The sequence below is a fragment of the Caulobacter sp. RHG1 genome (assembly GCF_013181195.1).
Lineage (GTDB): Bacteria > Pseudomonadota > Alphaproteobacteria > Caulobacterales > Caulobacteraceae > Caulobacter.
This window is the reverse complement of sequence record NZ_SMZP01000005.1, coordinates 287,122-299,827: the sequence shown is the minus strand read 5'-3', so window position 1 is coordinate 299,827 and position 12,706 is coordinate 287,122. Positions and strand designations below refer to the sequence as shown.

The 12,706-nt window shown below is 68.8% G+C and carries 10 protein-coding genes; 8 read left to right on the top strand and 2 right to left on the bottom strand.

The genetic code is table 11. The annotated features are described in order from the left end of the window. Window positions 1-55 precede the first annotated feature (55 nt). Both E1H18_RS15790 and E1H18_RS15785 read left to right on the top strand, forming a co-directional pair. Complete coding sequence (locus tag E1H18_RS15790) at window positions 56-919, top strand: protein-glutamate O-methyltransferase CheR (RefSeq protein ID WP_370526530.1); 864 nt, start codon at window positions 56-58, stop codon at window positions 917-919. Between the two features lie 10 nt (window positions 920-929). Then, on the top strand, window positions 930-2,021 hold the full coding sequence (locus E1H18_RS15785; RefSeq protein ID WP_172270070.1) for a chemotaxis response regulator protein-glutamate methylesterase: 1,092 nt from the start codon (window positions 930-932) through the stop codon (window positions 2,019-2,021). A 33-nt stretch (window positions 2,022-2,054) separates the two neighbouring features. Here E1H18_RS15785 and E1H18_RS15780 read toward each other — a convergent pair whose 3' ends face one another. Beyond that, on the bottom strand, window positions 2,055-3,791 hold the full coding sequence (locus E1H18_RS15780) for a hypothetical protein (RefSeq protein WP_172270068.1): 1,737 nt from the start codon (window positions 3,789-3,791) through the stop codon (window positions 2,055-2,057). Between the two features lie 245 nt (window positions 3,792-4,036). Here E1H18_RS15780 and E1H18_RS15775 point away from each other — a divergent pair, with 245 nt between their 5' ends. From E1H18_RS15775 to E1H18_RS15750, 6 genes are read left to right on the top strand one after another with little or no spacing between them, the layout of a single operon-like run. Continuing rightward, window positions 4,037-4,828, top strand: a complete 792-nt coding sequence (locus E1H18_RS15775; protein WP_172270066.1) for an ABC transporter permease — start codon at window positions 4,037-4,039, stop codon at window positions 4,826-4,828. Window positions 4,829-4,837: 9 nt separating this feature from the next. Beyond that, complete coding sequence (locus E1H18_RS15770; protein ID WP_172270064.1) at window positions 4,838-5,614, top strand: ABC transporter ATP-binding protein; 777 nt, start codon at window positions 4,838-4,840, stop codon at window positions 5,612-5,614. Beyond that, on the top strand, window positions 5,611-6,303 hold the full coding sequence (locus tag E1H18_RS15765) for a class I SAM-dependent methyltransferase (RefSeq protein WP_172270062.1): 693 nt from the start codon (window positions 5,611-5,613) through the stop codon (window positions 6,301-6,303). The genes E1H18_RS15770 and E1H18_RS15765 overlap by 4 nt, the downstream gene beginning before the upstream one ends. Continuing rightward, window positions 6,300-8,726 carry a glycoside hydrolase family 99-like domain-containing protein gene (locus E1H18_RS15760; RefSeq protein ID WP_370526529.1) on the top strand — a complete coding sequence of 809 codons (2,427 nt, stop codon included), beginning with the start codon at window positions 6,300-6,302 and terminating at the stop codon, window positions 8,724-8,726. Before E1H18_RS15765 ends, E1H18_RS15760 begins: the two co-directional genes overlap by 4 nt. Continuing rightward, window positions 8,723-9,706 carry a glycosyltransferase 61 family protein gene (locus E1H18_RS15755; protein WP_172270060.1) on the top strand — a complete coding sequence of 328 codons (984 nt, stop codon included), beginning with the start codon at window positions 8,723-8,725 and terminating at the stop codon, window positions 9,704-9,706. The genes E1H18_RS15760 and E1H18_RS15755 overlap by 4 nt, the downstream gene beginning before the upstream one ends. After that, complete coding sequence (locus E1H18_RS15750) at window positions 9,706-10,884, top strand: DUF563 domain-containing protein (protein WP_172270058.1); 1,179 nt, start codon at window positions 9,706-9,708, stop codon at window positions 10,882-10,884. Before E1H18_RS15755 ends, E1H18_RS15750 begins: the two co-directional genes overlap by 1 nt. A 21-nt stretch (window positions 10,885-10,905) precedes the next feature. Here E1H18_RS15750 and E1H18_RS15745 read toward each other — a convergent pair whose 3' ends face one another. Then, a complete protein-coding gene (locus E1H18_RS15745) occupies window positions 10,906-12,372 on the bottom strand; it encodes a peptidase S10 (RefSeq protein WP_172270056.1) in 1,467 nt (488 codons plus the stop codon). Window positions 12,373-12,706 lie beyond the last annotated feature (334 nt).

Genomic DNA, 12,706 nt, shown 5'->3' with positions numbered 1-12,706 from the left:
GACTGGCCGCCTAAGCCCCATCAAGACGGGCTTCGATCCAGAAGGGATCTTCTCCGTGTCGTCAGCCGCTCTCGCCGCCCAGCCCTCGTCGCCGCTGGGCGATCCGCTCAGCGTCCGCAACTTCGGCCGGCTGTCCGAGTTCATCCATGCCTACAGCGGCATCAAGATGCCGGCCGCCAAGCGCACCATGCTGGAGGGGCGCCTGCGCCGCCGCATGCGGGCCCACGGCTTCTCCGACGTCAACGAGTACTGCCGCTACCTGTTCGAGGACGGCGGCCTGGACGGCGAGGCCGTCAACCTGATCGACGCGGTGACGACCAACAAGACCGACTTCTTCCGAGAGCCTGTCCACTTCGATGTCCTGCGCGAGACGCTGCTGCCGAAGTTGGCCAGCACGGGGCGCAACCGCATCAAGCTGTGGAGCGCGGCCTGCTCGACCGGGGCCGAGCCCTACACCCTGGCCATGGTGCTGGACGACTTCTGCGAAGGGCGGCGCAGCCTCGACTATTCGATCCTGGCCACCGACATCTGCACCGAGGTTCTGGACCAGGCCGTGGCCGGCCGGTTTCCCGAGGCGATGATTGAACCGGTGTCGATGGAGCAGCGCCGGCGGTACGTGATGAGCGCCCGCAATCCCGCCTCGCGCGAGGTGCGTATAGCGCCGGCCCTGCGCAGCAAGGTGGCGTTCGCGCGGTTGAATCTGATGGATGCGACCTATCCGGTGGATCGCGACATGGACGTTGTGTTCTGCCGCAACATCCTGATCTATTTCGACAAGCCGACCCAGGCCAAGGTGCTGCAGAGTCTTTGCAACCATCTGCGACCGGGCGGCTATCTGTTCCTGGGCCATTCGGAATCGGCCGCCGGCGTCGATTTGCCCGTGCGCCAGGTCGCCAATACGGTGTTCCAGAAGTCTTGAGGTCGCCATCTTGACCCGTAAGATCCGTGTACTGATCGTTGATGACTCCGCGACCGTGCGCCAGACGCTGGCGGCGGTGCTGGAGTCCGATCCACAGATCGAGGTGATCGGCGTGGCTTCGGATCCTTTCCAGGCCGCCCGCCGGATCCGCGAGGAAATCCCCGACGTCATCACCCTGGATGTCGAGATGCCGCGCATGGACGGCGTCACCTTCCTGCGCAAGCTTATGGCCCAACATCCGGTGCCGGTGGTCATGTGCTCGTCGCTGGTCGAGGCCGGCTCGGAGACCCTGCTGCAGGCCCTGGAGGCCGGCGCCGTCGACATCGTGGTCAAGCCCCGCATGGGCGTGGCCGAGCACCTGATGGAGTCGCGGATCCGCATCTGCGACGCCGTGAAGGCCGCCGCCAGCGCCCGGGTGTCGGGTGCGCGCCGCCCACCGGTCGCCGTGAACCGCCCGATCCACGAGCCCGAGAAGAAGCTGACCGCCGACGCCATGCTGCCGCCGCCAGTCAAGTCCGCGATGGCGCGCACGACCGAAACCATCGTCTGCATCGGCGCCTCGACTGGCGGCACCGAGGCTTTGCGCACCGTGCTGGAGGGCCTGCGGCCGGACTCGCCCGGCATCGTCATCGTCCAGCACATGCCCGAGAAGTTCACCGCCTCGTTCGCCAAGCGGCTGGACAGCCTGTGCGCGGTCTCGGTCAAGGAGGCCGAGGACGGCGACACCGTGCTGCGTGGCCGGGTGCTGATCGCGCCGGGCAACAAGCACACGATCCTGGAGCGCAGCGGCGCCCGCTACTATGTCACCGTTAAGGACGGGCCGTTGGTCACCCGGCACCGGCCGTCTGTGGACGTGCTGTTCCGCTCGGCCGCGCGCTCGGCCGGCTCCAACGCGGTGGGCGTGATCATGACCGGCATGGGCGACGACGGCGCGCGCGGTCTGGAAGAGATGAAACAGGCCGGCGCCTTCACCATCGCCCAGGACGAGGCGACCTCGGTGGTGTTCGGCATGCCCAAGGAAGCCATCGCCCGCGGCTGTGTGGACCGGGTCGCGCCGCTGGGTTCGCTGACAGCCGAGATCATGCGCGCGGCGACGCGCTGAGGCCTTGCGCCTAGGAAGGCGGTGCTTGTTACCTCAGAAGAAGACGTCGTCGTCCTCGACGGCCTTGACCACCGTCTCGACCAGCACCTCACCCAACTCCGCCGTCAGCGCGGCATGGACCTCGCGTTCTTGGGCCATGGTGTAGGCGCGGGCCATGTCCGCCAGCATCGGCGACAGCACGGTCATCACGTCGTCCAGACGCGCATCCTCGGGGCCCGCCTCGCGCGCCAGGGCGTCGGCGCTCTGGTCGAGGAAGACGCCGATCTGGCGCTGGAAGTCGAAGCGGGCGGCGGCGCGGCGCAGCATATCCACGACCTCGCCGCCTTGACGGGCGGCGTCGGCCAGGTCGCCCTCGACCGCGTCGCCTGTCGTGCGGATGCGGTCGACGGCGTCGCGGAGGGCGGCCGAGGCTTGGGCCGCGCCGCCGGCCCCGCGGGCTTGGGCGGCCTGGCCCTCGGCGGAAGCGGCGAGCGATTCCAGCGCCGTCAGGGTGCGGGCGGCCGAGGTTTCCAGATGGGTGGCGTGCTGGCGCAGCTCGATGGCGATGACGCCCAGCGGCTTGCCGGTCTCGCCGATGCGCGAGCATTTCAGCGTGGTGTTCAGGGCCATCATCTGCACGTCGGCGCGCATGTTCTGGATGGCGGCGATCTGGGCCGACAGCTCTTGAGCGGACTGGGCGGCGGCCTGGCCGACGTGTTCGGCCTGGCGTTCCCCGGCGTCGATATCGTCCACCAGGGCGAAGGCCTGGCCGACGCTGGCCTCCAGGCCGCGCAGGAAGCTGGCGTCACCGTCGGCCGAGCGGCCTTGGGCGTGGTCGCGCAGCTTCAGGATCTCGCCAGCGTCGAGCGCGATGGCCCCGACATTGTCGCCGATCCGCGAGACGTCGCGGTGGAAGTCCTCGATGGTCGCCGACAGCTGGGCGGCCAGCAGGCGGTTCATGAAGCCCGACAGGCGATCGCGCGCCTGGGCCGGCAGGGCGGCGACCTGCGGTGAGGCCAGCAGGCGCAGGCCCAGCTGTACGTGTTCGATGCGCTGGCGAGTGATGTCGCCGATCTGCAGGGCGGCCAGGGCGGCGCCGATCTTCTTGCGGACTTCGCGGGCCAGGCCGGCGACCTGCTCAGTGATCACGGCGATCCGGGCCTGATGGGCGGCAATGGCCTCGGCCTGGCCGCTGAGGGCGTCGGGCACGGCCGGCAGCAGGTCCTCGCAGCGGCGGCCCAGGGCGTCCTCTTGGCTGAGCGCGCCGCGCAGGGCGGTGTCGAGGCCCGAGAGATCGGTGCGGAAGGTGTCCAGCTGGCCACGGCCCAGCTCGATGCAGTCGCAGATCTCCTGGGCGAAGATCGCGAACTCCGGCCCGGCGGCGACGATGCCGCCCGAGGTGATCTTGATGTTGACCCCGAAGACCCGGAGGTAGGCCAGGTGCTGGCGCATCTCGTCGATGCGCTCGGACAGGGCGTCGCCGACCTTGACCAGCTCACCCAGGCGGCCGCGCCGTTCGCGCAGCATGTCGGGCAGGGATTTCAGGGTGGAAGACGCTTCGCCTAGCTGGCGGGTGGCGGCCGCGACCTCGCCGCCGCTGATCCCGTCGCGCATGCGATCCAGAGCCGAGATCAAGGCGTTCATGCCGTCGACCACCGTCGACAGAACGTCGCCGACCTCCAGGAAGCGGCCCTCGATCGCGCCGCGCGCGGCTTCCAGGCGTGCGCCGACGTCGCCGGCGCTCGGCGATGCGGAGGAGGGGGCGGAGAAAGCCAGGGGCGAAGAGGCCATGGAACTCGTGACACGATAATGACGACGCCATGATCAACCCAGATGTGCGAATTTGGCGTAAAGCTCCCGATGGAAAAGCTTGAGGCGATCGACCTCCGCGAGATGGTTCGCTCGCTGACTAAAGTTTTTACGCAACATATCCCCGGTTCCACGCCCCCGGCGGCTGCAAATCATTTGTTTCGAACGGCTTGGCTCTGTATGGAGGCGCCTTGCTGACCGCCGAAAGGCGCCAAGAGAAAGACCTCATGCCGAGTTCCCTGAAGGCGGCGTTCAAGGACGTGGGAGACGGCATCCGTCTCGCGCCCCTGTGGTGGCGGCTCGGCCTGGACCAGACGACCTCGCGTTTCCAGCGGTCGATCCTGGGCCCCTTCTGGATGGCTTGTAACCTGCTGGTCGTCGCCTTCGCCCTGGCCTTCATCGTCGGCGGCCTGATGGGCGTGGACCTGTCCAAGAGCTATCCGCAGGTGGTCGCGGGCCTGCTGGCCTGGTCGCTGGTCGGCGTGACCATCGCCGACGCCCAGGCGATCTTCCTGTTCAACGCCGGCCTGATGCAGAGCCAGCGGCTGCCGCTCAGCTTCTACGTCTTCCTGCACGGCTTGAAGGCGATCACCAACTTCGTGACCCAGATGCTGGCCTTCTGGGCGATGATGCTGGTGCTGGGGCGGTTCACCCTGCCGCACTGGACGCTGTTGCCGGGCGTGGCCCTGATCCTGCTGAATGTCTGCTTCCTGGGCTTCATCATCGCCATTCCGTCGACGCGCTTCCGCGACATCGGCTACATGATGGGCTTCCTGGTCCAGATGATCTTCTACATCACCCCGGTGTTCTGGCTGCGCGAGCAGATGAGCGAGAAGCGACGCTGGGTGGCCGATTTCAACCCGCTGGCCCACCAGATCGAGCTGCTGCGCGCGCCCCTGACGGGCAAGGCGCCGCTGCTCATGGACTGGTGGTGGACGCTCGGCACTACCGGCGTCTTCGCCCTGATCGCCCTCCTGCTGCTGGCCAAGTTCGGCAAGCGCGTGGTCTTCTGGCTGTAGGAGCGAGCGATGACGCACCAGATCAAGCTGACCGACGTCGATCTCGACTATTTCGTCTACAGCCTGCGTTCGCAGTCGCTGCGCAGCGCCATGTTCAACCTCGCGGTCGGCGGCAAGATGTACAAGGCCGCCGGCGACGTCGCCGCGGTGAAGGCGCTGTCGGGCATCAATCTCGAGATCAACGAGGGCGACCGCATTGCGCTGGTCGGCCACAACGGCTCGGGCAAGACCACGCTCTTGAAGGTGATCGCCGGCATCTACTCGCCGACGCGCGGCGAGCTGACGATCGACGGCGACATCACCTCGATGATCGCCATCAACGCCGGCATCGACATGGAGGCCACGGGCCTTCGCAACATTCACAAGCTGGGTTTGATGCGCCGCCTGTCGCGCAAGGTGATCGACAGCCGCGTGGGCGCGATCGCCGAATTCTCCGGCCTGGGCGACTTCCTGCACCTGCCGGTGCGCACCTATTCGGCCGGCATGCTGGCGCGCCTGATGTTCGCAGTCGCCACCGAGTTCGAGGCCGACATCCTGGTGCTGGACGAGTGGCTCAGCGCCGGCGACGCCGCCTTCGTGCAGAAAGCCGCCCAGCGCATGCACCAGATGGTGCAGGACGCCAAGATCGTGGTCATCGCCACCCACGACCACGACCTGGTCAGCCGGGTTTGCAACCGGGTGTGCGAGCTGCAGGGCGGCCACATCGTCTTCCTGGGCACGACCGAGGAATGGCTCGAGCGCAACCAGGCCCTGGCCGCCCAGGCTCAGGCGGCGCTTCCTGCATGAACGCCGCCGCCCGACGCGTCGACCATGACGATGTCCGGAGCGTAGCCTCCGACGCCTGGATCGCGCGCCTGCAGCACTCGGTGGCCCAGCGGGTCCAGAGCGGCCTGCTGTTTCCCCGCCTGCCGCCCAGCCCCAGCGGCCTGGAGCAGGCGGCCGAGGTTTACCGTTTCGCGCACGAAAGCATGGACGGTCGCGACTGGCGCGAGTGCCAGGGGCGCGGCTACCTCGACTTCGGTTGCGGCTGGGGCGAAGTGGGGCGGTTCTTCCTGCGGGACTTCCCGGCCGGCGACATGGTCGGCATGGATCTGGATCCCGAGCGCGTCGCCTTCTGCCGGAGCGGCGACCTGCCCGGTCAGTTCGAGGTCGCGACGATCGGCAAGCCGCTGCCGTTCGAGGATGCGGAATTCCGCCTGATCACCGCCCCGTCCGCCTTGGCCGACGCCTGCCCGGACGTCCTCGGTCTCTGGATGGCCGAGCTGCTGCGGGTGCTGGCCCCGGGCGGGCTGATCGTGCTGATGACCGACCCGGTCCTGGGGGCCAAGGCCGTGGCTCGCGCCGCCGCGCCGCACGACGGCGAGGTGATCCGCTATGTCGGTCCCGGGCGCTTTTCCCAGGCGGCCGTCGTGGTCCGCAAGCGCGTCGCGCGGCCCGCCGGCTTCTGGACGCGGCTGCTGCGAGGGCGCCGGTGAGCGCGGCCCAGCTGCAGCCTGAGCAGGGGATCGTCGCCGAGGGCGGCGTCCTGGCCGTACAGCCAGGCGGCCAGCTGATCTGGACCCCGACCAAGGCTCAGCGCCAGGCCTTCCGCGGCGCCCGCTCGGCCCGCGTCGAGGTCGCGTTCGACCTGCAGGCCGGCGCGCCGACCAACCCGACGGTCTGGGCCGACTGGGGCGAGGGCTTTTCCGGGATTTCGCGCGCCGCGCTGAAGGACGGTCCCAACGGCCTGTTCGCCGTTCTGCCAGCGCGTGGTCGCCAGCTTCTACGCCTGCGCCTGGACCCGTCCGACACCGCCTGCCAGCTGACGGTCACCCGTTTCGAGGTCTCGGTCTCGGGCGCCTTGGGCGCGGACCCGCGCGGCGCGGCCGGGCCGCTGATCGACGCGCTGAAGCCGGTGCTGGGCCCGCTGCGCGAACCGGTCGCCGCCGCCTACCGCAAGCTTCGCGGCCTGGGCTCCAAGCCGAAAGGTCCGCGCACGCCGCGCGGCGGCGGGGCCTGGCGCGAGACCTATCTTCACGCCAACGCCGTGGCTCGCAACCTGCGCAGCGTCCACTACGGCGCGCCGATCGCCGATCAGATCCGGCTGAAGGCGGACGCCCCCAAGCTGGTGGCTTTCTACCTGCCGCAGTTCCATCCGTTCCCGGAGAACGAAGCCTGGTGGGGCAAGGGCTTTACCGAGTGGACCAACGTCTCCAAGGCCCAGCCGCAGTTCGTCGGCCACTACCAGCCGCGCTTGCCGGCGGACCTGGGCTTCTACGACCTGCGCCACCGCGCCCCGATCGCCCAGCAGGTCGAGCTGGCCAAACGCGCGGGGATCTCAGCCTTCTGCTTCCATTACTACTGGTTCGCCGGCAAGCGCCTGATGGAGACGCCGATCGAGCTCTATCTGGCCGATCCGACGCTGGATCTGCCGTTCTGCCTGTGCTGGGCCAACGAGAACTGGTCGCGGCGCTGGGATGGCCAGGAGCAGGACATCCTGATCGCCCAGCAGCACTCGCCGGAAGACGACCTGGCCGTCTTCCGCGATCTGGCCCGACACATGGTCGATCCGCGCTACCTGAAGATCGGCGGCAAGCCGGTGCTGGTGGTCTATCGCCCCGAGCTGTTCCCCGAGGCCAAGGCCACGACGCAACGTTGGCGCGTTCTGGCCCGCGAGCTGGGTCTGGGCGAGATCCGCCTGCTGTGCACGACGGCGTTCGGGTTCTCGGACTATGAGAGCCACGGCTTCGACGGGATCATCGACTTCCCGCCGCACGCCATCGACACCGACGAGATCACCGACAAAGTGACCCCGCTGCACGCTGAGTTCACCGGCAAGGTCTTCGACTTCCCGCGTGTGGTCGAGCGCAAGCTGGAGCAGCTGCGCGACGTCGATACGGCCTTCGTGCCCGGCGTCATGCCCGGCTGGGACAACCACGCCCGCAAGCCGTGGAGCGGCCACGCCTTCCACGACGCGACGCCGCCATCGTACCTGCGCTGGCTGTCGGGCGCGCTGAGCCACAGCGAGAAACGCCATCCGCCGGGCGAAGCGGTGGTGTTCGTCAACGCCTGGAACGAGTGGGCCGAGGGCGCCTATCTCGAGCCCGACCGCTGGTACGGCCACGGCTATCTGCACGCCACCCGTACGGCGATGAGCGCCTATGCCCCCAAGATCGCCGATGACCATCCGCTGATCGTGGAGGCGCAGGCCGGGTTCCAGAAGCGGTCCGACACGGCGGTGCTGCTGCACCTCTACTATCCCGAACTGACGGACTGGTTCGCCGAGCGCCTCGCTCCGCTGTCCGAGAAGGCCGACCTGCAGGTCTCGGTGTCCGAGACCTGGAGCGACGAGGATCTGGCGGCGCTGCGCAAGGCGTTCCCCAAGGCCTACGTCTTCGTGGCCGAGAACCGAGGCCGCGACATCCGGCCATTCGTCGAGGCTCTGCGTCGGGCGCGCACGCTCGGCTACGACGTCTTCTGCAAGTTGCACTCCAAGCGCTCGCCCGACCAGGCCAAGGGCGACCTGTGGCGCACGCGGCTGGTCGACGGGCTGGCCGGTCCCGAGGCGACGACTGCGGCGCTGATCGCCTTCTCCGGCGATCCGAAACTGGGCCTGCTGGCGGCTTCGGATGCGCGGATGCAGATGGGCGACCCGGGCGTGATGGACAACAACTGGCCGCACGTCGAACGCCTGTCGGCGCGCATGCGCCTGAAGCCTCAGCCCGAGACGCCGTTCGCGGCCGGCTCGATGTTCTGGGGGCGTGTGGCCGCTTTCGCGCCGCTGGCCGACCTGACCGACGACGAGATTGGTTTTGAGCCGGAAACGGGGCGTGTCGACGGCGCCGCTGCTCATGCGATCGAGCGTCTGACGGCGGCGATCGTCGAGCGGGCTGGCTATCGCATGGGTTTCGACCTGTGAGGCCCCTGGCCGGCCTCGCGCGCCGGCTGCTGAGGCTGCTGGAGCGACGGGAGAAGCCGAAGCCCAGCCTGACCTTGACCCCAGGCGGCGCGGCTCGCGAACTTCAAAATGTCTGGGCCGCTCCGGCCCTGGGTCTGGCGGTCGACGCGCAGGGACGGGTGTTCGGCGCGAGCGCGGATCTGGCCCGGGCGCCCGGCGCCTGGCGCTCTGGCGAGGACATCCGGTTCCCAATGCCAACCGACGCGCCGGTCTTGGCCAGGGGCGTGCTGTTCATGGATGGCCGTGCGACCCGAAGCTATGCCCACTTCCTGCTGGACGCTCTGCCGACCCTGCTGGCGACGGAGCCGTTGGCCGTGCTGGCTCCGCCGCTGACGCGCTGGCAGGCCGACCTGATCGCCCTGGCCGGCGCGCAGCCGCCGATCGAACTCGCTGCGCCGCTGGTCCGGGCCGAGCAGCTGACCTTGGCGCCGGCCGCCCCTTCGCTGACGCCCGGTCCGCACCTGGACGGGATGCGCACGGCGATCCTGTCGGCGCTGGCGACGCCCGCCGCCGCGCCGCGCCGGATCTATGTCAGCGGCCGCGGCGCGCTGAAGGCCGTGCTGGACGACGCGCTGACGCTGGAAACGATCATGGAGGCCCGCGGCTACCGGATCCTCCGTCCCGAGACGAGTTCGCCGCACGAGCTGATCGCCGCCTTCCGCGACGCCGAGCGCGTGGTGGCTCAGACCGGCGCCCTGATGGCCAACCTGCTGTTCTGCGCGCCGGGAACCCAGGTCATCGAGCTGCGACCGCCTGGCGAGGCCAGCGCCTGGGTCGAGGGTCTGGCCCGCCACGCCGGCCTGTCCTGGAAATCTTACGCCGGCGAGGAACTGGCCCAGGCGGCCGAGGTCCTGCTGGAGGTCGACCTGCGCCCGGCTTCGGCCTTTGGTTGGCGCTTGGATTTGCCGGCCTTTCTGGCCTTCCTGGACGGGGAGGGCTGATGGCCGAGATCGTCGATCTGTCCGGCGCCGAGCTCGTCCCGCTAAAGCAGGCCCTGGAAGGTTCCGCGCGCGCGGCGCGGGCGCTGCTGATCAAGAGCAGCGGCTGGGTCCCGCCGCGTCCGATGCTGTGGGAGTGTCAGGGCCAGAAGCTGAACGACCAGCACGCTCTGGGCGACCTCTTCGCGCCGGACATCGATCTGCTGGTGGCCCGCCGCGTCGTCGCTGGCGGCCGGGGCGCGCATCTGAAGCTGGACGACCAAATGGTCTACGCCGCCGGCGCCTATCCCTACTATGTCCGCCATTGGCTGGAACATGGCGTGACGCCGGAAGCCTGGGCCTTCGACGCGCCCGTTCGGATCCGCCTGGACCGGGCGTTCGTGATCACCCATTTCAACTACGTCTGGGGTCATTGGCTGACCGAGATGTATCCGAAGCTCTTTCTGATCCGGGCGCTGAACCGGGCGGGGATCGTCGCGCCGCTGGTCCTGCCGCGCACCGCGCCGGGCTATGTGACGCGCATCGTCCACGAACTGCTGCCGGACCAGGAGATCGTCACCTACGACCCGCGCGACGAGGCGGTGGAGATCGGAGTGGCCCTGCTGCCGCATATGCTGCAGGACAACTACGTCTTCCACGATCTCCTGCGCTGGAGTCTGGAGGACCAGGCCCTGGCCTGGCCGCGCGCTGGCGGGCCTGACAGGATCTTCGTCAGCCGCGGCGGCGTGCGCACCGCCCAGGCCTTCCGCGAGATGGAGAACGAGGCCGAGATCGAGGGCATCGCCCAGGACCTGGGCCTGACGCTGCTGCGTCCCGAGACCCTGTCCTGGACCGAGCAGGCTCGCATCTTCTCCCGCGCCCGGGTTGTGGCCGGGGAGTTCGGATCGGGCCTGCACAACGCCCTGCTGTCGCCCGAGGGCTGCCAGGTCATGTCGTTGAACTGGGTGGTCGAGGTGCAGTCGCGGATCGCCAACTTCCGCCGCCACGACATTGGCTACCTGATGCCCACCGACGGCCAGGCGCGCCTGTTCACGATCGAGCCCCAGTCCAACCAGCCCTTCACGATCGATCCTGCTGCGTTCCGCGAAAAGCTGACCATCGCCCTCGACCGCGCCGAGGCCCGCGCGGCGATGGCCGGCTGGGACGACGCCGCGCCGGGGGCGCCGGACCTGCGGCTGTAGATCAGGCCAGGCGAGAGGTCGTCACGGGTGTTGGATGAACGCCCGCAGAGCCGCGTTGAACTTCTCGAGATTGGCGTCGCCATCATAGACGCCGTGCGGTCCATCGAAATAGATCGCCGTCAGGCGATCGGCCGGAATGCCGTCCTGATCCAGGGTGTAGCGCCCGGTATAGGCCGGCGTCGTCAGGTCGTAGAGGCCGGCGGCCCAGAACAGGCGTAGCTTGGGATCGGCCTGCATGGCCTCGCCGACATAGACGTTGGCGTCCTTGCCGCCTTCGTGGTTCCAGGCCGCATTGACCAGGAAGCTGAGCGAGGCGTAGGCGCCCTCGGCGGGGAATTTCAGATCCTGGGTCAGGTAGCGGGTCAGGCGGGCGTTGGGGATCACGCCCAGGCTGGCGGGCGAGGGCGGCTTGGCGCCGCCGGCCGGTGCGGGGCCCGAGCGCTTGGGCACGACGCCCAGCGCCGGGTCGTCGATGGCTCCGTCCTGGCCCGGCTCCAGCGGCGCGGTCACGCGCACGTCCAGAAGACCCGTGCGCAGGGTCTGGTCCTTCAGCAGGTTGAACATGAAGTCGTTCTTGGACAGGCGCAGGTTCTTCGACTCGATGAGTTCGACGGGCAGGCCGACCAACTGCGACAGGCGTTCGGCCACGCGCCGGCGCTGATCGGCGGGCAGGCTGGCGCCCTGGATCAGCGCCGAGACGTAGTCGCCGCGTGCGAAGGCCAGGGCGTCGTCGAAATGCTGCTGAACCGTCCGGCCGCGGCGATCGATCTTCTCGTGATACCAAGCGCCCGCGGCCATGGTCGGCAGCGACGCCACATATGGCATCTCACGACCGTCGGTATCGCCGACCAGCGCCACCAGGGCTACGCCGTCGAACTTCAGGTCCGGAACCGCCTTGAGCACCATCGCCGCGCGCGTCGTGCCGTAACTTTCGCCGATCATGAAGCGCGGAGAGGCCTCGCGGCCGTTGGCCTTCAGCCACTGACGGATCGCCGAGCCGACCGCGACGGCGTCGCCGGTCCGCGAATAGAAGTCCTTGGGATCGACGCCCGGATAGGGGCGGCTGAAGCCCGTGCCCACCGGGTCGATGAACACCAGGTCGATGGCGTCGAGGGGGCTGAGCGGATTGGGGCGCAGTCCAGCCTCGGGGCCGGCCTCCTTGGGCGGATTGCGCAGCGGTCCCAGCGCCGAAAGATGTAGCGGTGACGACGAGGCGCCCGGGCCGCCGTTGTAGATGAACAGCACGGGACGCTTGGTGCGGTCCTTGACGTTCCGCGTGTAGGCGATGGTGACGATATTGGCGCCGGGCTGGGCGGAGGGCTCGGCTGCGACGGCGTACTCCGCGACCGTGGCCGTGTAGGCGACGGTCTGGCCGTTGAACTGGCCTTGTTGCGCGGTCTTGGCGACGCGGAGAGCCAGAGGCGCGACCTGAGCGACCGGCGCAGCGGGTTGCGCCTGGGCGGCGACTACGGTGGGCGCGAGGATCAAGGAGACCGCCGCAAGTGTTCCGGACGTCAGCGCGCGCATTGCATCTCCCCAGGGTCTCGATCGCCGTCTGCCCGGCGCGGACTTCAAGCTATGGAATGGTGTTCGGATAATCATTGCGTTCCGTCGGCCGGCGACCGGTCTCGGCGCGGGTTCTAATGCGTCAGTCCGCTGGCGACGCATCATCTATGCAAGGCGGCGGATCCTCGCCGGCCGCGTACGGTCCTGGCCAAAAGCGCCGCGGAACGCCCGAAACACGGCGCTCCAGGGCCCTCTTCGGTCCTTCGGCGGCTTGGATTGGATGGCCGGCCTTGGTGACCATTGTCACATAGACGAT